Raw genomic sequence first — 18,424 nt, 5'->3', positions numbered from 1 at the left:
CCGAAGACCCCGCCTCTTCGAACAAGTGTACGAGTGGCCACCGACATCAGGGGGTTGTCCCCAGGGGCAGGGTCAGACCCGGCCCAGCACGGCCCACCCGTGCGCACCGACCTCGACCGCACCGCCCGAGCCCGCGCCGTCGTCGACCCACGCCCCGGCAGCCGCGAGGACCTGCATCCCCGCCTCGCCATCCCCGCCCTCGACCCGCAGAACCTCGTCGGACAGGTTGAGCGCGACGACCAACGCGTCGTCCCCCGCGGCCACCCGGTAGACCAGCTGGGTGTTGGTGCAGGTCAGCACCTCGGTGCGGGCGCGGTGCAGCCAGGGGTTGCGGCGACGCAGCCCGATGAGCTCGGTGTGCAGGTGGTAGGTGGGCCAGCCCTCGGGGGGCAGGTCGGCCGGGGTCGGCGGGAACGTCGGCCGGATCGCGTCGTCGCCGCCGACCCGCTCCTCCTTGAGGCCCCGCATGGCCACCTCGTCACCCGCGTACACCGCGGGGGTGCCTCCGAGGGTGAGGAGCAGCACGAACGCGTGGGGCAGGTGGCGCTCGTCGGTGATCCGGGTCGCGATGCGCGTGACGTCGTGGTTGCCCACGAAGGTCACGGGCGCGAAGGCCTCGAGGAAGGTGTTGTGCCGTTCGAGCCCCCAGGACAGCTCGAAGAAGTTGGCGTCGTTGATCGAGCTCCAGACGGCCTTCCACAGCTCGTACTGGGTCACGGCGTCGAAGCCGGCCTCCTGGACGGCCGCGACGTAGTCGCCGTGCAGCACCTCGCCGAAGACGTACGCCTGCGGATGACGTTCGCGCACGCGGGGCAGCACCTGCGCCCAGAACGACGTGGGCACCGCGTAGGCCGCGTCCAGGCGCCACCCGTCGAACCCCCGGTCGAGCCAGTGGTTCATCACCGTGACCACGTGGTCGACGACCTGGGGCGAGTCGTGGTTGAGCGCGACCAGCGCGTGGTGCCCCTCGAAGTCGACGTACCCGGGTTCGGTGCCCGGTGCGGCGCCGTCGGGCCAGGTGAGGTGGAACCAGTCCTCCGTGGGACCGCCGGGGCCGTGCTCGAGCACCTGCTGGAAGGCCGGGAAGCCCCGCCCGACGTGGTTGAACACGCCGTCCAGCACCACGCGCAGCCCGCGGGCGTGCGCCTGCTCGACCAGGTGCGCGAGGTCGTCGCCGTCCCCCAGGCGCGGGTCGGTGCGCAGGTGGTCGACGGTGTCGTAGCCGTGGGTCTGCGAGGCGAAGACCGGCCCGAGCATCAGGCCCGACAGTCCGAGCCCGACGGCGTGGTCGAGCCAGGCGACCAGGTGCGGCAGCCGGTGCTCGACGGCGGCCCCCGGAGCGAGGGCCTGCGGCTCGGCGCCGACGAAGCCCAACGGGTACACGTGCCACCAGATCGCGTGCTCCACCCAGTCCGGCATGCCATCCCTCCGACCAGCGCCCCGCAGCTCGGGGTCGCTCCTCACCGTAGCCCGCACCCCGGGGACCATGGACCTGCGACCTCGTCCGGTGCCGGTCGTACGGTCCAGAGCATGAACGCCCTGCACCGGCTCGTCCGTGACCACACCCTGGTGGTCGTGGTCCTGAGCGCCCTGGTGGCGACCGCCGGGTCACTGGCCCGGGACCACGTGCGCGAGGTTCGGCACGCTGCCGGGGCGGGCATGGGCCTGACGGGCTGGGAGCTCGGCTGGCTCGCGGTGACGGTCGTGGCCGGGCTGGTGGCGCTGCACGCCCTGACCCTGCTGACCCTCGACCGCCGTCGGGCCACGCCGCCGGGCGGGCTCACCACTCCGCCGCGCGGGCTCACCGCGCCACGGCACGGCTGACCGTCCCGCGCCGCGCACCAGCGACGGCTGACCGGTCGACGGGCGCGCACCGGACCGTCGCGGTCCCCCCGACCTACCGGAGGTCCCAGAGCCGAAATACCCACCGGGGGTATGGTGTTGTCTCTGGCAAGACCATAGGAGGGCACATGGCCGGGTACAGCGGCAGCAAGGACGACTACCTCAAGCGGCTGCGCCGCATCGAGGGCCAGGTGCGCGGCATCGCGCGGATGGTCGACGAGGACGTGTACTGCATCGACATCCTCACGCAGGTCTCCGCGGTCACCAAGGCCCTCCAGGCCGTCAGCCTCGGCCTGGTCGAGGACCACCTGGGCCACTGCGTGGTCGACGCGGCGCGCTCCTCCCAGGACGAGGGCGACGCCAAGGTCCGCGAGGCAGCCGACGCGATCGCCCGCCTCGTCCGCAGCTGACCGCGCACGAGCCCTGCGCACCACCTCGAGCACCACTCCCGAGCACCACTCCCGAGCACGACCCCCGAGCACCACCCAGAGGAAGGCACTTCCCATGAGCACCCAGTCCGTCACGATCGACGTCTCCGGCATGACCTGCGGCCACTGCGTCCGGTCGGTCACCGAGGAGCTCACCGCGCTGCCCGGCGTGACCGACGTCGCGGTCGACCTCCAGACCACCGGCACCTCGCGGGTCACGATCACCGCGACCGAGCCGCTCTCGGACGAGGACATCGCCGCGGCGATCGACGAGGCGGGCTACGCGATCGCACCGCCGCGCTCGCTCCTGTGACCGACCTCCTCTGACCGACCCGGTCCGCACCACCCCGTTCCACCGAGACGACGGATCCACCGATGAACCGTGAGCAGCAGCCCACCGTGACCCCTCGACCGACGCCGACCACCCCGGCCGCCCCATCCGGCGCCGGGACGCCCGCCATCCCGGACGGTCGCGCCGCCGTCGGCACCCTCGAGATCGCCGTCGGCGGCATGACCTGCGCGTCGTGCGTGGCGCGGGTCGAGAAGAAGATCAACCGGGTCGAGGGTGCGACGGCGACGGTGAACCTGGCGACCGAGTCGGCTCACGTCGAGCTCACCGGGGACGTCGACACGGCCCTGGTGGTCAAGGCGGTCGAGGCCGCGGGGTACTCCGCGACGATCCTGCGCGACAGCTCCGCGACGTCCCCCGCAGGCGGCGCCGCGTCCTCGGGCGACGGCACCCTCGACGCGACCGGCGCCGACGGCGAACCGGTCGAGGACACCAGCGCCCCCGAGCGCGACCGCGGGGCCGACCTTCGCCGACGACTGATCGTCGCGGCGATCCTCACCGTCCCGGTGACGGTGCTCTCGATGATCCCGCCGCTGCAGTTCCCGGGGTGGCAGTGGGTCGTCACCGTGCTCGCGCTGCCCGTGGTGACGTGGTCCGCATGGCCCTTCCACCGGGCCGCCTTCCGGGCCGGCCGCCACGGCTCCTCGACGATGGACACCCTGGTCTCGCTGGGTGTCACCTCGGCGACCCTGTGGTCGCTGTGGGCCGTCCTGCTGGGCGGGGCGGGCGAGATCGGCATGCGCATGCAGCCCACGCTGTTCCCGCGGGCCGGGGCGCACGGTGCCATGGAGACCCCCGAGCTGTACTTCGAGGTCGCGGCCGTTGTCGCCACCTTCCTGCTGGCCGGGCGCTACGCCGAGCACAAGTCACGACGACGGGCCGGTGACGCGCTGCGCACCCTGCTCTCGCTCGGCGCCACCGACGTCGCGCTGCTCAGCGTCGGAGATGACGGGCGGCGCACCGAGTCCCGCGTCCCGGTCTCACGGCTGACCGTCGGGTCGGTCTTCGCGGTGCGCCCCGGGGAGAAGGTCGCGACCGACGGCGTCGTCCTGGAGGGCACGAGCGCGCTGGACACCTCGCTGCTCACCGGTGAGCCGGTGCCGGTCGACGTCGGCCCGGGGGACCAGGTGACCGGGGCGACGGTCAACACCTCGGGGTACCTGGTGGTCGAGGCCACCCGGGTCGGCGAGGAGACGATGCTCGCGCAGATCGGCCGGCTGGTCGCGCGGGCGCAGACCGGCAAGGCACCCGTCCAGCGCCTCGCCGACCGGATCTCGGCGGTCTTCGTGCCGATCGCAACCCTGATCGCCCTGGGCACCCTGGTGGTCTGGCTGCTGGTCGGCGGCGGGGTCCAGGCGGCGTTCACCGCGGCGGTCGCGGTGCTGATCATCGCCTGCCCGTGCGCCCTGGGCCTGGCCACCCCCACGGCGCTGCTGGTCGGCACGGGGCGTGGTGCGCAGCTGGGCATCCTCATCAAGGGCCCGGAGATCCTGGAGTCCACGCGCCGGGTCGACACCGTGGTGCTCGACAAGACCGGGACGGTGACCGAGGGCCGGATGCAGCTCGTGGACGTGCTGGTCGCCGACGGCGGCCCGACGCAGGACGAGGTGCTGCGCTTCGCGGGGGCCGTCGAGGGTCTCAGCGAGCACCCGATCGCCCGCGCGATCGCCGCGACGGCCGACGAGCTCGACCCGACCCGACCCGGTGCACCCGTGGGTGAGGACGGCGTGGTGATCGGCTCGGAGCAGGTGACCGAGTTCGCCAACGAGCCCGGGCGTGGGGTGGTCGGCGTGGTGCGGACCGCGCACAGCGGGATCGACCTGGGCCGACGCGTCATGGTCGGGCGCCCCACCTGGCTGCGCGAGCAGGGTGTCGACACGACGCCGCTCGACGGGCCGTTCGAGGCCGCCGAGGCGGACGGCGCGACGGCGGTGATGGCCGCGTGGAACGGCGCCGCCCGTGGGGTCCTGGTGCTGCGCGACCCGGTCAAGGCGACCTCGGGCGAGGCCATCGACGAGCTCCGCCGGCTCGGGCTGCGCCCCGTGCTGCTCACCGGCGACAACGAGGGGGCGGCCCGCGCGGTCGCGGCCCAGGTGGGGATCGACGAGGTCATCGCCCAGGTGCTGCCGGCCGACAAGGTGCGCGCGGTCGAGCGGCTCCAGGCCGAGGGCCGGGTCGTGGCCATGGTCGGTGACGGCGTGAACGACGCCGCCGCGCTGGCCCAGGCGGGCACCCGCGGTCTGGGTCTGGCGATGGGCACCGGAACCGACGTCGCGATGCAGGCCGCCGACATCACCCTGGTCCGCGGTGACCTGCGGTCGGCGGGTCAGGCGATCCGGCTGTCCCGGTGGACGCTGCGGGTGATCAAGCAGAACCTGTTCTGGGCCTTCTTCTACAACGTCGCGGCGATCCCGCTCGCGGCGCTGGGCCTGCTCAACCCGATGATCGCGGGGGCCGCGATGGCGTTCAGCTCGGTGCTGGTGGTGAGCAACTCCCTGCGGCTGCGCCGCTTCACCTGAGGGCGCGCCCTCGCCGCTTCACCTGAGGGCGCGCCCTCGCCTCGTCAGTGGAACCGCCGCCCCTCGTCACGGCGGTAGGCGGTGACCGCGAGCGCAGCGAGGACCACGGTCCAGGCCACGAGCATGACGACGTCGAACACCGTGGCGCCCGACCCGGTGGTCACGTGCACCAGGACGTCTCGTGCGGCCCGGGTCGGCACGAACCCCGAGAGCGTGTCGAGCCACCCGGGGAACATCTGCGGGGGCAGGAAGAGCCCACCGAGGAAGGCCATCGGGAAGAGCACCACCTGGGCCACGGGCAGGGCGGCCTTGAAGGTCAGGGCGTAGCCGATCGCGAGCCCCCCGAAGAGGAACGGCAGCGCACCGAGCAGCACCATGACGACGCCCGCGACCAGCCGCACCGGGCTGATCGACGCACTGGTGAACAGGGCGCCGATGGCCACCAGCGGCAGCAGCGAGACCAGCGAGAACACCCCGCCGGTGAGGAGCCGTCCGCCCAGTCGTGGCACCGGCCCGCCCGGCAGGGTCCGCACGTAGGAGTCGAAGGGCTGGGCGCGGTCCTCGGCGACCCCGACCCCGTAGGTGAAGATGCAGGTCGAGATCACCGCGAAGAGCGCGAGCTGGGAGACGGCCTGGGTGGCGGCGACCGGGTCGGCGGCCACGGCCCGCTGGGGCAGCACGAAGAAGGCCAGGGCGAGGGCCGGGAAGACCAGGTTGCCGATCACCGCGATCGGCACCCGCACGGTCTCGAGCAGCTGGTAGCGGGTGTGCAGCAGGGTGAGGCGTGCCAGTCGGGCCGGCCCGGCGGTGCTCGTGAGCGTGGTCATGCGACGGTCCCCCGGGTGGTGGTGGTCAGGGCCAGGAAGGCCTCCTCGAGGGTGGCTCCCTGGATGGTCAGGTCACGGAACGGCAGGCCGGCGCCGACGAGCTCGCGGACCAGCTGGTCGGCGTCGGCGGTGAGCAGCTCGTGGGTACCGTCGGGCGTGCGGTGGTGCTGCGTCACCGAGGGCCCCCAGGCAGCGGGTGCGGCGTCGTCGGGCAGGCGGAGGGTGACGCGCCGCAGACCGACCCGTCCGAGGATGGCGTCGAGGGTGTCGTCGGCCAGGACCCGACCGTGGTCGACGACGACGACCCGTTCGGCGAGGGCCTGCACCTCCTCGAGGTAGTGGCTGGTCAGCACGATGGTGCCGCCGCGCGCGTGGTACTCGCGCAGGGCCTGCCACAGTGCGTGCCGGGCATCGACGTCCAGCCCGGTGGTCGGCTCGTCGAGCAGCACCAGGTCGGGTCGGCCGGCCAGGGACAGCGCGACCGCGAGGCGGCGCCTCTGCCCGCCCGAGAGTCCACCTGTCTGGCGTCGCACCAGGTCGGCGATGCCGAACATCTCGAGCAGCTCGCCGGTGGGGATCGGGTCGGGGAAGTGCCGGCCGACGAAGTCCACGACCTCGCCGACCCGGAGCGTCGGCGGCAGGCCCGACTCCTGCGGTGTGGTGCCGAGCCGGGTCCGTGAGGACGGGTCGCGAGGGTCGCCGCCGAACAGCCGGACGGTGCCCGAGTCGGGGCGGCGCAGGCCGTTGACCAGGCTGATCAGGGTGGTCTTGCCCGCGCCGTTGGGTCCGAGCAGACCGACGAGCTCACCGGCGCGGACCTCGAGGCTCACGTCGTCGAGGGCCACGGTCTCCCCGAAGCGACGCGTCACGCCGTCGAGGGTCACGACCCGGAGGTCGGTGCTGCGGTCACGGTCAGCGTCACGGTCAGCGTCACGGTCGCCCTGGGGGACGGCTTCGCGGGTGGTGGTCATCGGTCCTCCGACGAGGTGGTGGTGGTGGGTGGTGCGAGCAGTGCCCGCAGCTGGTCGGTGTAGTCCTCGAAGGCCCGCCGCCCGGCCCGGGTGACCTCGACGTGCGTGGACGGCACCCGGCCCTGGTGGCCCTTGGTCGTGGTCACGTAGCCGGCGTCCTCGAGCTTGCGCAGGTGGGTCGAGAGGTTCCCGGCGGTCGCGTCGAGCAGCTGCTGCAGCCGGGGGAAGCTCAGCCGGTCACCGGGGGGCAGGGCAGTCAGCGTCGTCATGATGCGCAGCCGTGCCTGGGTGTGGATCAGGGGGTCGAGCGGCTCGCTCGTGGTCGGGCTCACCGCAGGGCCCCGCGTCGGCGCCTGCGGGCGGCCTCGGCGACCGCACCGATGAGCATCCCGCCACCTCCGGCGAGGGACATCAGCAGCAGCAGGTGCGGGAAGCCGACGACGGCCGCGGCGATCGAGGACAGGGCGATCCACGCGCCGAGGGCGAACTGGTTGCGGTCCTGCCAGATGGCACCACCGGCCATGTACAGCGCACCGACCAGCAGGGTCGAGGCGACGGTCATCACGGTCGACAGCGTCGCCGGCTCGACGTCGAGGCGACCCAGGGCGTACCCGAGGGCGCCGATGCCGCCGAAGCCGAGGAACCAGGCCCAGCCGTACATCGCCCCCTGGGTGGCCGAGGCGCCGCTCACCCCCACGCTGCGCGTCGCGGTGTGGATGGTGGTGATGACGACGGCCGAGAGGAGCAGGGCCGTGAAGATCGCCAGGGCGATCCCGATGCTCAGGTCGAGCAGCGGCTCGTCGCGCGACACCGACCACAGCAGGCCGAAGCCGAGCAGCCAGGCCACGCCCCACACCCCGAAGAGCAGGCGGCCGTCGACGTCGGTCGCGGACTCGACCCGGCGCCGCTGGTCGACGATGAGCGCTGCGCTCGCGACGGGATCCAGCGGGGCGTCGTCAGCCGGGTCGTGGGGGGTGCCTGGCTCCGGTGCGTCGCCGGCAGGGTCGTGGGGGGCTCGGGCGGCGAGGTCGGACGAGGGGTTGACGGGTTCCTGCGACATGCGGGCTCCAGAGGACGAGTGGCTTTGCGCTGCAAACTACTTTGAGTTTGCAGCGCAAAGTGTCTGGCGTCAACCCTCGCCGCGACGACGTGCCCCGAGATCCGAGGACCGCGCCCCTCCACGACCGCCGTTCCACGCTTCAGACGCTGGCCCCCACAGCCGCCCGCAGCCCCTCGACCAGCGGCGTGGTGGGCCGCCCGATCAACCGGGACAGGTCCCCGCTGGTCTCGGCCAGCAGCCCGTCGCGGGTGTTGCCGTCGAGCGCGACCACGAACCCGGCGGTGCCCTCGTCGAGCCCTGCCTCGAGCAGGATCGCCAGGTGCTCGGCCGGCGTGACGTCGCGATGCACCACAGGTCGACCGACCACCTCGGCGACCGCCGCCGCAAGGTCCGCCTGGTCCCAGGCGACGTCGCCCGAGAGCTCGTAGACCGCGCCGTCGTGCCCGTCGGTGCGCAGCACGACCGAGGCCGCGGCGGCGAAGTCGGCGCGCGAGGCGCTCGCGACCCGCCCGGAGCCGACGCTGCTGACGATCTCGCCGGTGGCCCGGGCCTGCTCGAGGGCCGGCAGGTAGTTCTCGGTGTACCAGCCGTTGCGCAGGACGGCCGTGACCAGGCCGGATGTCGCGAGCAGCTCCTCGGTCGCCTTGTGGTCGGGGGCCAGGATCAGCGGGCTCGTGTCGGCGTGCGGGGCGCTCGTGTAGACGACGCGTCGCACGCCGGCGGTCCGGGCCGCCTCGATCGCGTGGCCGTGCTGCGCGACCCGTCGGCCGATCTCGCTGCCCGAGACCAGGAGCACCGTCTGCGCGCCCTCGAACGCGGCGACGAGGGTCGGCGGCTGGTCGAGGTCGATGGCGGCGGTCCGCACACCGAGATCGGCGAGGGACGCGAGACGCCCCTGGTCACGTCCAGCGGCGAGGATCTGCTGGGCCGGGTACCCCGCAGCGAGCAGGTCCTGCACGACCAGGCGGCCCAGGTGTCCGGTGGCTCCGGTGACGACGACGCTCATGATTCCTCCACGATCGCCGCGCGCCCGGGTGGCGCGTCGGCTCACGTCACAACCCGACACTCGTCCGCTACGTTCCCTTCAGCGGGTACCCACTTCTGGGTAAGGTACGCACATGACGGTAAGTAACGAGGTCAGCCCGCTGAAGCTGCTCGCACCGGACGGTGTGCTGCCGGCCCGCTGCCCCAGCCGCGTGGTGCTCGACCACGTGACCAGCAAGTGGGGGGTGCTGGTCCTCGTGGCCCTGAGCGAGGAGACCCTGCGCTGGGGCGCGCTACGGCGCACCGTGGAGGGCATCACCGAGAAGATGCTCGCCCAGACCCTGCGCACCCTCGAGCGCGACGGCCTCGTGCACCGCGAGGCCGCGGTCTCGATCCCCCCACGTGTCGACTACTCCCTCACGCCGCTGGGCCGCGAGCTCACCGCGCACCTGCTGCCGCTGGTCGTCTGGGTCGCGGCCCACGCGGACGAGATCGTCGGGGACACCCCCGCACCCTGAGGCCGGGCGAGGAGCCGCCGGCACCCTCCCGTACCGTGTCCCCGTGGCCCCCGAGACCGTCCCTCCCCCCGCGGACGACGTCGTCCCGACCGGCTCGCGACGTCGGCTCCAGGTCGAGGTGTGGATCATCCTCGGTCTGTCGCTCGGCCAGTCCGCGGTGTACGCGATGGTCCGGCTCTACGCCCGGTACACGGTGGACGTGCCGCTCGCCCAGCAGTCGGCGACGCTCAACCCGACCCGCTCCCCCCGCCCCTACCTGGACCTCACCTACCAGCTGCTCTCGATCGGCTTCGCCCTGGTGCCGGTGGCCCTGGCCCTCTACCTGCTCTCCGCGCACGGGCGCAGCGCCGTGCGTCGCATCGGGCTGGACCGCACCCGCCCGCTGCGGGACCTCGCCGTGGGGCTCGGCCTGGCCGCCCTGATCGGCCTCCCCGGCATCGCGTTCTACCTGCTGGGCCGCGCCCTGGGCCTGAACGTCCAGGTCAACCCCGCCGGGCTCGACGCCTACTGGTGGACCATCCCGGTGCTGATCCTCGCCGCGCTGCAGAACGCCCTGCTCGAGGAGGTCGTGGCCGTCGGCTACCTCATGGAGCGGCTGCTCGAGCTGCGCTGGTCGGTACCCGCCGTGGTCGTGACCAGCGCCCTGCTGCGCGGTGCGTACCACCTGTACCAGGGCCCGGGCATGGCGATCGGCAACGTCGTGATGGGGCTGGTCTTCTCCTGGTACTACCTGCGCCGACGGCGGGTCATGCCCCTGGTGGTCGCGCACACCACCCTGGACGTGGTGGCGTTCGTCGGGTACGCGACGCTCCCGGAGGAGTGGCTCGAGATGCTCGGCCTGGCCTGACGGGTATCTCCCGCGAGTCCTTTGCATCAACGCCGCACCGGTCCGGCCGATGTGTACGGTGAGCACGCGGACCAGACAAGGGCGTCACATGATCGAGAACTCTCGGGGGGGTTCGAGGCCGGACCGGGACGACCGGGACGTCGAGCCCCGTCATGTCGAACGTCGTCACGTCGAACGTCGTCATGTCGACCGCCCGAGCGAGCAGCGACGACGCCGACCGCGACGCAGCAGGCAGCCCGACCCCCTCCTCGCCGACGTCGCACCGCCCGACCGACCCCCGCGGCACTACCTCCGCACCGGGCTCGCCACCGTGCTCTCGGTGGTCGCCCTGTACCCGTTCTTCACCTGGCTCGAGTCGCAGGGGCTGGTCCAGGGCCCGGTCCCGGTGCTCACCCTCCTGCTGCCGCTCGCCGCGCTGCTGACCAGCGAGGACATCCAGCGCCGCGTGGGTGGTGGTCGCGTCGACAACCGACCGGTGCTGCGCTTCGTGCTGAGCTTCGTGACCTTCGGCACCCTGGTCACGGTCGCCGGCTGGGGCTTCACCCTGCCCGCCACGGCGATCCTCATCGCGGTCGTCCACGTCGAGCGGTCGGGCCCGCGCACCTGGCGACCGGCGGTGGCCGTCACGGTCGCCGGGACCGTGCTGGTGCAGGTCGCCACACAGCTCGGCTGGGTCCCCTCGGTGCTGCCCTCGGCAGCCAGCCACGTGGGCGCCGTGTGGATCCTGCTGCTCGCGGTGACCGGCATCGCCGCGATCGGCCGCTCGGTCGGTGAGCGCGACGCCGCCGCGCACGCGCTGGCCCGCACCGAGGCCCGTCTGCGTGCCCTGATGGACAGCTCGACGGACGTGCTGACGGTCAGCGACGCCCAGGGCGTCCTGACCTACGTGAGCCCCGCGGTCGGGCGCGCCATGGGCCACTCCGCGGACAGCATGCTGGGCCGCAGGCTGCTGGACCTGGTCGACCCCGAGCAGCGCGCCGAGGTCGAGAACGAGCTGCGTGAGCTCGTCTCGGTGGGTTCGGGGGCTCAGGTCAGCCTGGACGTGCTGGTCGTCCACGCGAGCCTCGAGCGCCGCTGGTACGAGTGGACCGTGCACAACCTGCTCGCCGACCCCTTGGTGCAGGGGGTCGTGGTCGACCAACGAGACATCACCGAGCGGCTCCTGGCCCAGGACGGCCTGGCCCACGCCGCGGCCCACGACGACCTGACCGGCCTGCCGAACCGCGGCGAGCTGCTGCGACGCCTGACCGGCTCGCTGCCGCAGGCAGGTCCCGGTGCGGCCATCGCCATGCTCTTCATCGACCTGGACCACTTCAAGGCGATCAACGACACCCTGGGTCACCAGGCCGGTGACGAGCTCCTCGTCGCGGTCGCCCGACGGCTGCGCAGCGCCCTGCGCACCCACGACCACCTGGCCAGGCTCGGCGGCGACGAGTTCGGTGCGCTGCTGACCGAGATCCGCGACGAGGGTGAGGTGCGCGGCATCGTCGAGCGGCTGGTGCGGGCGGTCGAGGAGCCCGTCCCGCTCGCCGCCGGCCCCGCCCGGGTGGGGGCGAGCATCGGCTTCTCGCTGACCACCGACCCGGCCGCCGACGCCGACCGCCTCTTCGGTGCCGCGGACGCCTCGATGTACCTGGTCAAGAACGCCCGGCGCCGCTCCGGCGCCTCCGCTCCCGGCACCGGGGCGGACCAGGCCGACCGCTGACCCGCCGGGCGGTCCTGGGACTGCGCCGCCCTACGACCGGAGCGCCGCCTCGTACCGGTCGACCGCGATCTGCACGAGCCGCGGGTCGGGTCCCAGCGGTGCGGTGACGAGGTCCGCCCCGGCCTCGGCGAGCCGGTCGTGGAAGTAGCCGGGGGCGAGCAGGTAGGAGGCCACGACCACGCGGCGGGCCCCCGCCTCGCGCGCCGCGGCCACCGCGACCGGCACCCGGGGGTGGCTCGCCGACCCGTACCCGATGCTGACCGGTCCGCGCCGCCCGGCCTGCAGCCGGGCGACGACCTGCTCGACGTCGGCCGCGGCGCGCGCGTCGCTGGACCCGGCTGCCGCGAGCACCACGGCGTCGTCGTCGGTGGCCCCGGCCTCGGCGAGCCGGTCGGCGAGGATCTCCGCGAGCCGCGGGTCGGGGCCCAGCGGGCCGGTGGCCACCGCCCGGACGTCCTGCACGGCGGCGGCGATGTCCACGTGCACGTGGAACCCCGCGGAGAGCAGCAGCGGCACCACGACGACCTCCGTGGCCTCGTCGCCACCGGCCCCCGCCCCGGAGGCGGCCCCGGGCTCGGGCCGGAGCTCTCGCTGGGCCTGGGCGACGACGTCGGCGACCTCGGGCTCCTGGACGTCCACGAAGGCCTCACGGACGTCCAGGTCGGGGCGGGCGCGGGCGATGCCCTCGAGCAGGGCGTGGATGGTGGCGCGCCCGGCCGGGTCACGCGTCCCGTGCGAGCAGGCCACGAGCACAGGTGCGGTCGTCATCGGGGGATGACCTCCAGTCGGTAGCCACGCTTGACCACGGTACGGATCAGGTCCTTGGACGTCGCCTCACGCAGGCGGGCGATCGCGACCTCGGCGGCGTGCGGGTCCAGGGAGGTGCCGGGCAGGGCGGCGAGCACCTCGGCGCGGCCGACGACGTCTCCCCCGGCCTCGCAGAGCAGGCGCAGCACCTCCAGCCCCGAGGGCGACAGGGCGAGCACCCGGCCGTCGAGCACGGCCGCGCCGCGGTGGACCTGCAACGGGCCGGCGACCGTGGTCAGGGCCTGGGTGCGCTGCTCGTCGAAGTGCGCGACGAGCGCCCGGACCAGCGAGCCGAGCCGACCACGGTCGGGGATGAGGGGTTCGATGCCGGCGTCGCGCAGCGGCTTGGCGGTCACCGGGCCGATCGCCGCCGCGAGCAGACCCCCTCCGGTGAAGCGCCGACGCAGCGCGGGGCGCACCCCGGCGTGCTCGGCGGCCTCGAGCCAGGCCGCGGCGCCGGGCGCCGAGGTGAAGGCCACCACGTCGATCTCCCCGCCCGCGGCGGCGCGCACCGAGGCCTCGACCGCGGCCGCGTCGGGCGGGGGACCCCAGCGGTAGACGACCAGGCTCTGCACGTGGGCGCCCGCGGCCCGGAAGGCGTCGTCGAGCCCGTCCGAGCCAGCACCGTGGTGCTGGACGGCGATCCGCACCCCCTCGACCCCCTCGCCCAGCAGCACCTCGGCGATCTCGGCAGAGGTCTCGGACTCCGCGACCCAGTCGGCCTGGAGCCCGGCAGCCTGGATCGCCCCCCGGGCCTTGGGCCCGCGGGCCACGATGCGGGCGCGACCCAGGACCTCGTGCAGCGGGTCGAGGATGCCCACCGCGTCGGCGGCCTCGATCCAGCCGCGGAACCCGATGCCGGTGGTGACCACCACGATGTCGGGCGGGTCGGCGATCACCGCACGGGTGCCCGCGGCCAGGGCCGCGTCGTCGGTGTGGGGCACCATGCTCAGGGCCGCGGCGTGACGGACCACCGCGCCACGGCGCTCGAGGGCGGCGCGCAGCTCCGAGGAGCGCCGGTCGGCGGTGACGAGCACCACGCACCCGGCCATGGTCTGGCTGATGTGGTCAGCAGCCATCCAGCAGCCCTTCTGCCGCGACCTCGCCCAGCACGATGACGGCCGGTGCCTTCACCCGGGCGGCCGTCGCGGCCGCGACGACCTCGTCGAGGCGGGCCCGCACGACCCGCTGCTCGGGGGTCGCGCCGTTCTCGACGATCGCGACGGGCAGGGCCGGGTCGACCCCGCACCCGAGAGCCTCGGCGACCAGGCCGGGCAGGGACGACACCCCCATGAGCACCACCAGGGTCGACCCGTCCTGGAGCACCTGGCGCGCCGCGGCGCTGAGCCCCTCGTGACCGCTGATGACCAGGAAGTTCGTGGTGACGCCGCGGTGGGTCAGCGGGATGCCCGCGGCCGCCGGGACCGCGAGCGCGCTGCTCACCCCGGGGACCACCTCGACCGGGACCTGGGCGTCACGGCAGGCGATGACCTCCTCGCCGCCTCGGCCGAAGACGAACGGGTCGCCGCCCTTGAGCCGCACCACGACCTGCCCGCGCTGGGCGCGCTCGACCAGGATCCGGTTGATCTCGTCCTGCGGCACGGGGTGGTGCCCGGGGGTCTTGCCGACGTCGATCACCTCGACGTCACGGTGCAGCTGCTCGAGCACCGCGGTGGGTCCCAGACGGTCGGTGACCACGACGTCGGCCTCGGCCAGGGCGCGACGGCCGCGCAGGGTCAGCAGGTCGACGGCCCCCGGGCCGCCCCCGACCAGCACGACCCGTCCCGGCCCGGGCCGACGACGGCGCAGGTCGGCCTCGCCCGAGCGGAGCACCTCGGCCAGGTGGTCGCGCACCGCGCGGCTGCGGCGCGGGTCCGGGGCACCGGTGCCGACCACGCCCACGAGCAGGTCGCCCGTGCGGGTGGTGACCGGGGTGCGGGCGGTGCCGGTGGTCGCCTCGCCGGCGTTGACGCACCAGGTGCGGTGGCTCTCGGCCCAGGTCGCCACCTGGGTGTCCACGGCGCGGTCGCCGGTCGCGGTGTGCACCAGCCAGGCGTCGTCCAGGTCGTGCTCGGCGACCTCCCCGCAGCGCCAGCGGACCACCCTGTCCTCGACGAGCTCGACGAGCTCCTCGCAGAGCTGGGGGGCGACCACCAGGACGTCGGCGCCCTCGACCCGCAGGGCCTGCACCCGGCGGGCCGCGACGGGGCCACCCCCGGCGACGACGACCCGCCGCCCGGTGAGCTCGACCCCGAGCAGGGCGGTCACGGGGTCACCTCGTCGTCGGCCGGGTCGACGACGGTGACGGCCACCGCGGCGACCGGTGCGCTCGGGGTGACCGGCACGGCGACCATGACCAGCCCGCCCTCGACCCGCACCGGCCAGGTGCGCAGGTCGACCGGCTCACGGCCCACGGCCTCGAGGCACCGCCCGGTGCGCAGGTCGAAGACCTGCTTGTACATGGGTGAGGCGACCGTGGGGGCGTCGCCCCGGCTGCCCACGATGCCCCGGGACATCACGTGCGCCCCGCTGAACGGGTCGAGCTGCTGCACGGCGCGCACGGTGCCGTCGGCGAGGCGGAACAGGGCGACCTGCTGGCCGTCGACCAGGGCCGCGGCCCCCCGCTCGGGCACGAGGTCGGCGACGTGGCAGACCGTGGTCCAGCCGACGGCGTCGCTCGAGGTGCCCAGCACGACGGGCACGCTCGGGGTGGTGCTGCTCGGGGTGGTGGTTGTCGTGGTCATCGCCGGACCTCCAACGTCGTGCCCGCGACGAGCACGGGGCCGGAGCCGTCGCTCGAGGCGAGCCGCTCCTCGGGTGTGGCGGGGCGTACCTGCCCGCGCTCGGCGACGTAGGCCAGCGACGGGTCGGGGGTGGTCGGTGCGTTGATGAAGGACGCGAAGCGCCGCAGCTTCTCGGGGTCCTCCAGGGTGGCCTTCCACTCGTCCTGGTAGAGGTCGACGTGACGGGCCATGGCGGCGTCGAGGTCCGCGGCGATGCCCAGGCTGTCGTCCATGACCACGGCCCGGACGCCCTCGAGCCCGCCCTCGACCTCCTCGACCCACGGGGCGGTGCGCTGCAGGCGGTCGGCGGTGCGGATGTAGTACATGAGGAACCGGTCGATGGTGCGCACCAGGGTCTGCGTGTCGAGGTCCTCGGCGAGCAGCTGCGCGTGACGCGGGGTGAAGCCGCCGTTGCCGCCCACGTAGACGTTCCAGCCCTTGTCGGTCGCGATCACGCCGACGTCCTTGCCACGGGCCTCGGCGCACTCGCGGGCGCAGCCCGAGACCCCCAGCTTGAACTTGTGCGGCGAGCGCAGCCCCCGGTAGCGCAGCTCGAGCTCGACGGCCAGGGCCACCGAGTCCTGCACGCCGAAGCGGCACCAGGTGGACCCGACGCACGACTTCACGGTGCGCAGGGACTTGCCGTAGGCGTGGCCCGACTCGAAGCCGGCGTCGACCAGCCGGCCCCAGATCTCGGGGAGCTGCTCGAGGCGGGCGCCGAACATGTCGATCCGCTGACCGCCGGTGATCTTGGTGTAGAGCCCGTAGTCCTTGGCGACCTGCCCGATGACCATCAGCCCTTCGGGGGTGACCTCACCTCCCGGGATGCGCGGGACCACCGAGTACGAGCCGTCCTTCTGGAGGTTGGCCATGACGTGGTCGTTGGTGTCCTGCAAGGTCGCGGTCTCGCCCTCGAGCACGTGCCCGGTGTCCAGGGACCCCAGGATCGAGGCGACGACGGGCTTGCAGATGTCGCACCCGCGAGCGCCTTGCGGCAGCCCGTCCCGGCCGTGCTTGGTCAGGATCTCGCTGAAGGTGGTCAGCCCGGTGACCCGCACCACGTCGAAGAGCTGCGCACGGGACAGGTCGAAGTGCTCGCACAGGGCCTTGCTGACCGTGATGCCCGCGCTCTCGAGCTCGGTGGTGACGAGCTTCTTAACCAGCGGCAGGCAGGACCCGCAGCTCGTGCCGGCCTTGGTGCAGGCCTTGACCGCGGCGAGGTCGGTGCAGCCGTGCTCGGTGACGGCCCCGCGCACGGTCGCGGCGGTGACGTTGTTGCACGAGCAGACCGTGGCGTCGTCGGGCAGCGTGGTGGCGGGGCGTCCGGCCGAGCCCGCGCCCTCGGGCAGCAGGTAGGCACCCGGGTCACCGTCCAGCGCGCGGCCGAGCATGGGCCGCAGCGACGCGTAGGCCGAGGCGTCACCGACGAGCACCCCGCCGAGCAGGGTCTTGGCGTCGTCGGAGAGCACGAGCTTGGTGTAGATCCCGGCGACCGGGTCGGCGTGCACCAGCTCGAGGGCACCCTCGGTGGTCGCGAAGGCGTCACCGAAGCTCGCGACGTCGACCCCGGAGAGCTTGAGCTTGGTCGCGGTGTCGGCCCCGGGGAACACGGCCTGGCCACCGAGCAGGCGGTCCACGACCACCTCGGCCATGGCGTAGCCGGGGGCGACGATGCCGTGCACCGCGCCGTCGATGCAGGCGACCTCACCGGCCGCGTAGACGTGCGGGTCGGCGGTGCGGCAGCCGGCGTCGACCACGACGCCGCCGCGCTCCCCGACGTCCAGGCCCGCGGCCCGGGCGAGCTCGTCCCGCGGGCGCACCCCGGTGGCCAGGACCACGACGTCGGCGTCGAGCCGCCCGCCGTCGGCGAAGTCCATCCGCCGGACCTTGCCGTCGCGCCCCGGGCGCATGCGGGTGGTCGAGGTGTTGAGGCGGACGGCCACGCCCTTGCCGTTGATCAGCCGGCGCAGCGCCTCGCCACCGCCCTCGTCGACCTGGAGCGGCATGAGCCGGGGGCCGAACTGGATGACGGTGCTCTGCGCGCCGAGGGCCTGGAGCGCCCCCGCGGCCTCGAGCCCCAGCAGCCCGCCGCCCACGACGGCGCCGCGTACGGGTCGCTTCCAGCGGGCGGCGGCCTCCTCGACCCAGCCGCGCAGCGCGGCGACGTCGTCGATCGTGCGGTAGACGAAGACGCCCGGCAGGTCGCTGCCCTCGATCGGCGGGACGGCCGCGTACGAGCCGGTGGCCAGCACGAGCGCGTCGTAGGGCTCGACCGCGGTGGGTCCCGAGCCGCCGTTGCGGACGGTGGTGACGGTGCGGGCCGCACGGTCGATCTCGGTGACCCGGGTGTCGCGGACCAGGTGGACCAGGGGGTCGTCCCACAGGTCGGGGGTGCCCAGGGCGAGGTCGCTCGCGTCGCGGCCCGAGAAGTAGCTGGTCAGGGCGACACGGTCGTAGGGCGCGCGGGGCTCCTCGGCGTAGAGGGTGACCCGCCAGGTGCCGGCGTCGTCACGGTCGCGGAGCGCCTCGACGAGGCGGTGGGCGACCATGCCGCCACCGACCACCACCAGATGCCTGCTCGCCCCCATCCCAGCACGGTAGGTGCCGGGAGTTTCCGTGGCGGGGCCGGGGTGTTTCGGCTCTGTCAACTCCCCGATCACCCCGTCGACGGGGCCTGTGGTCGGCGGGGCGAGCTCGTCAGGGGAGTCCTCGCGCGGGCTGGTGTCCATGGATCGTCGTCCTCCAGGTGCAGCCGACCCCGGGCGGGCCGTACACCTCGACGCT

General features: G+C 73.8%; 18 protein-coding genes. 7 read left to right on the top strand and 11 right to left on the bottom strand.

What is annotated here, in order from left to right; all coding sequences use genetic code 11:
• Positions 1-72: 72 nt before the first annotated feature.
• Positions 73-1,419: an alpha-amylase family protein gene (locus tag M1R94_RS11515; RefSeq protein WP_249381842.1), complete on the bottom strand. Its 1,347-nt coding sequence runs from the start codon at positions 1,417-1,419 to the stop codon at positions 73-75.
• 111 nt (positions 1,420-1,530) lie between these two features.
• Here M1R94_RS11515 and M1R94_RS11510 point away from each other — a divergent pair, with 111 nt between their 5' ends.
• The 4 genes from M1R94_RS11510 to M1R94_RS11495 all read left to right on the top strand — a co-directional run bounded on the left by M1R94_RS11510 (position 1,531) and on the right by M1R94_RS11495 (position 5,138).
• On the top strand, positions 1,531-1,824 hold the full coding sequence (locus M1R94_RS11510) for a hypothetical protein (protein ID WP_249381841.1): 294 nt from the start codon (positions 1,531-1,533) through the stop codon (positions 1,822-1,824).
• 146 nt (positions 1,825-1,970) lie between these two features.
• Positions 1,971-2,252 (top strand): metal-sensitive transcriptional regulator, encoded by a 282-nt coding sequence (locus tag M1R94_RS11505; RefSeq protein WP_249381840.1) that lies wholly within the window; start codon positions 1,971-1,973, stop codon positions 2,250-2,252.
• Between the two features lie 94 nt (positions 2,253-2,346).
• Positions 2,347-2,583 (top strand): heavy-metal-associated domain-containing protein, encoded by a 237-nt coding sequence (locus M1R94_RS11500; RefSeq protein ID WP_249381839.1) that lies wholly within the window; start codon positions 2,347-2,349, stop codon positions 2,581-2,583.
• Positions 2,584-2,645: 62 nt separating this feature from the next.
• Positions 2,646-5,138, top strand: a complete 2,493-nt coding sequence (locus M1R94_RS11495; RefSeq protein WP_283253292.1) for a heavy metal translocating P-type ATPase — start codon at positions 2,646-2,648, stop codon at positions 5,136-5,138.
• A 44-nt stretch (positions 5,139-5,182) separates the two neighbouring features.
• On the opposite strand, the gene M1R94_RS11490 is transcribed toward M1R94_RS11495, so the two are convergent.
• From M1R94_RS11490 to M1R94_RS11470, 5 genes are all read right to left on the bottom strand, one after another.
• The gene (locus M1R94_RS11490; RefSeq protein WP_249381838.1) at positions 5,183-5,965 is read right to left on the bottom strand and encodes an ABC transporter permease; all 783 of its coding nucleotides are present in this window, start codon (positions 5,963-5,965) and stop codon (positions 5,183-5,185) included.
• Positions 5,962-6,936, bottom strand: coding sequence for an ABC transporter ATP-binding protein (locus M1R94_RS11485; RefSeq protein WP_249381837.1), 975 nt, complete (start codon positions 6,934-6,936; stop codon positions 5,962-5,964). The genes M1R94_RS11490 and M1R94_RS11485 overlap by 4 nt, the downstream gene beginning before the upstream one ends.
• The gene (locus tag M1R94_RS11480; RefSeq protein ID WP_249382002.1) at positions 6,933-7,205 is read right to left on the bottom strand and encodes a transcriptional regulator; all 273 of its coding nucleotides are present in this window, start codon (positions 7,203-7,205) and stop codon (positions 6,933-6,935) included. The genes M1R94_RS11485 and M1R94_RS11480 overlap by 4 nt, the downstream gene beginning before the upstream one ends.
• A 59-nt stretch (positions 7,206-7,264) precedes the next feature.
• Entirely contained in the window at positions 7,265-7,996 is a 732-nt protein-coding gene (locus M1R94_RS11475; protein ID WP_249381836.1) for a hypothetical protein, read from the bottom strand.
• A gap of 139 nt (positions 7,997-8,135) precedes the next feature.
• Complete coding sequence (locus M1R94_RS11470; RefSeq protein ID WP_249381835.1) at positions 8,136-9,002, bottom strand: SDR family oxidoreductase; 867 nt, start codon at positions 9,000-9,002, stop codon at positions 8,136-8,138.
• Positions 9,003-9,114: 112 nt separating this feature from the next.
• Here M1R94_RS11470 and M1R94_RS11465 point away from each other — a divergent pair, with 112 nt between their 5' ends.
• The 3 genes from M1R94_RS11465 (at position 9,115) to M1R94_RS11455 (ending at position 12,050) form a co-directional block, all read left to right on the top strand.
• Positions 9,115-9,498 (top strand): winged helix-turn-helix transcriptional regulator, encoded by a 384-nt coding sequence (locus tag M1R94_RS11465; RefSeq protein ID WP_249381834.1) that lies wholly within the window; start codon positions 9,115-9,117, stop codon positions 9,496-9,498.
• 43 nt (positions 9,499-9,541) lie between these two features.
• Entirely contained in the window at positions 9,542-10,345 is an 804-nt protein-coding gene (locus M1R94_RS11460; RefSeq protein ID WP_249381833.1) for a CPBP family intramembrane glutamic endopeptidase, read from the top strand.
• An 88-nt stretch (positions 10,346-10,433) separates the two neighbouring features.
• Positions 10,434-12,050 (top strand): sensor domain-containing diguanylate cyclase, encoded by a 1,617-nt coding sequence (locus tag M1R94_RS11455; RefSeq protein ID WP_249381832.1) that lies wholly within the window; start codon positions 10,434-10,436, stop codon positions 12,048-12,050.
• A gap of 30 nt (positions 12,051-12,080) precedes the next feature.
• On the opposite strand, the gene M1R94_RS11450 is transcribed toward M1R94_RS11455, so the two are convergent.
• Genes M1R94_RS11450 through nirB form a run of 5 tightly spaced genes read right to left on the bottom strand, consistent with a single transcriptional unit; the run spans position 12,081 to position 18,228 of the window.
• The gene (locus tag M1R94_RS11450; RefSeq protein WP_249381831.1) at positions 12,081-12,818 is read right to left on the bottom strand and encodes a sirohydrochlorin chelatase; all 738 of its coding nucleotides are present in this window, start codon (positions 12,816-12,818) and stop codon (positions 12,081-12,083) included.
• Positions 12,815-13,936: a uroporphyrinogen-III synthase gene (locus M1R94_RS11445; protein WP_249381830.1), complete on the bottom strand. Its 1,122-nt coding sequence runs from the start codon at positions 13,934-13,936 to the stop codon at positions 12,815-12,817. The genes M1R94_RS11450 and M1R94_RS11445 overlap by 4 nt, the downstream gene beginning before the upstream one ends.
• A complete protein-coding gene (gene cobA / locus M1R94_RS11440) occupies positions 13,926-15,125 on the bottom strand; it encodes a uroporphyrinogen-III C-methyltransferase (protein ID WP_249381829.1) in 1,200 nt (399 codons plus the stop codon). Before cobA ends, M1R94_RS11445 begins: the two co-directional genes overlap by 11 nt.
• A complete protein-coding gene (nirD, locus tag M1R94_RS11435) occupies positions 15,122-15,601 on the bottom strand; it encodes a nitrite reductase small subunit NirD (RefSeq protein WP_249381828.1) in 480 nt (159 codons plus the stop codon). Before nirD ends, cobA begins: the two co-directional genes overlap by 4 nt.
• Positions 15,598-18,228: a nitrite reductase large subunit NirB gene (gene nirB, locus M1R94_RS11430; RefSeq protein ID WP_249382001.1), complete on the bottom strand. Its 2,631-nt coding sequence runs from the start codon at positions 18,226-18,228 to the stop codon at positions 15,598-15,600. Before nirB ends, nirD begins: the two co-directional genes overlap by 4 nt.
• Positions 18,229-18,424: the final 196 nt, after the last annotated feature.

Source organism: Actinotalea alkalitolerans, assembly GCF_023369855.1.
In the GTDB taxonomy this organism is placed as follows: domain Bacteria; phylum Actinomycetota; class Actinomycetes; order Actinomycetales; family Cellulomonadaceae; genus Actinotalea.
The sequence above is the reverse complement of the archived record's forward strand: the minus strand, read 5'-3'. Positions and strand labels throughout refer to the sequence as shown.

Excerpts from the sequence above, each read along its gene's own strand:
- M1R94_RS11455 (WP_249381832.1), top strand. The coding sequence starts at position 10,434 with ATGATCGAGAACTCTCGGGGGGGTTCGAGGCCGGACCGGGACGACCGG.
- M1R94_RS11515 (WP_249381842.1), bottom strand. The coding sequence starts at position 1,419 with ATGCCGGACTGGGTGGAGCACGCGATCTGGTGGCACGTGTACCCGTTG.
- M1R94_RS11500 (WP_249381839.1), top strand. The coding sequence starts at position 2,347 with ATGAGCACCCAGTCCGTCACGATCGACGTCTCCGGCATGACCTGCGGC.
- M1R94_RS11490 (WP_249381838.1), bottom strand. The coding sequence starts at position 5,965 with ATGACCACGCTCACGAGCACCGCCGGGCCGGCCCGACTGGCACGCCTC.
- M1R94_RS11495 (WP_283253292.1), top strand. The coding sequence starts at position 2,646 with ATGAACCGTGAGCAGCAGCCCACCGTGACCCCTCGACCGACGCCGACC.
- M1R94_RS11470 (WP_249381835.1), bottom strand. The coding sequence starts at position 9,002 with ATGAGCGTCGTCGTCACCGGAGCCACCGGACACCTGGGCCGCCTGGTC.
- M1R94_RS11480 (WP_249382002.1), bottom strand. The coding sequence starts at position 7,205 with ATGACGACGCTGACTGCCCTGCCCCCCGGTGACCGGCTGAGCTTCCCC.
- M1R94_RS11465 (WP_249381834.1), top strand. The coding sequence starts at position 9,115 with ATGACGGTAAGTAACGAGGTCAGCCCGCTGAAGCTGCTCGCACCGGAC.
- M1R94_RS11450 (WP_249381831.1), bottom strand. The coding sequence starts at position 12,818 with ATGACGACCGCACCTGTGCTCGTGGCCTGCTCGCACGGGACGCGTGAC.
- M1R94_RS11485 (WP_249381837.1), bottom strand. The coding sequence starts at position 6,936 with ATGACCACCACCCGCGAAGCCGTCCCCCAGGGCGACCGTGACGCTGAC.
- M1R94_RS11505 (WP_249381840.1), top strand. The coding sequence starts at position 1,971 with ATGGCCGGGTACAGCGGCAGCAAGGACGACTACCTCAAGCGGCTGCGC.
- M1R94_RS11475 (WP_249381836.1), bottom strand. The coding sequence starts at position 7,996 with ATGTCGCAGGAACCCGTCAACCCCTCGTCCGACCTCGCCGCCCGAGCC.
- M1R94_RS11510 (WP_249381841.1), top strand. The coding sequence starts at position 1,531 with ATGAACGCCCTGCACCGGCTCGTCCGTGACCACACCCTGGTGGTCGTG.
- M1R94_RS11445 (WP_249381830.1), bottom strand. The coding sequence starts at position 13,936 with ATGGCTGCTGACCACATCAGCCAGACCATGGCCGGGTGCGTGGTGCTC.
- nirD (WP_249381828.1), bottom strand. The coding sequence starts at position 15,601 with ATGACCACGACAACCACCACCCCGAGCAGCACCACCCCGAGCGTGCCC.
- nirB (WP_249382001.1), bottom strand. The coding sequence starts at position 18,228 with ATGGGGGCGAGCAGGCATCTGGTGGTGGTCGGTGGCGGCATGGTCGCC.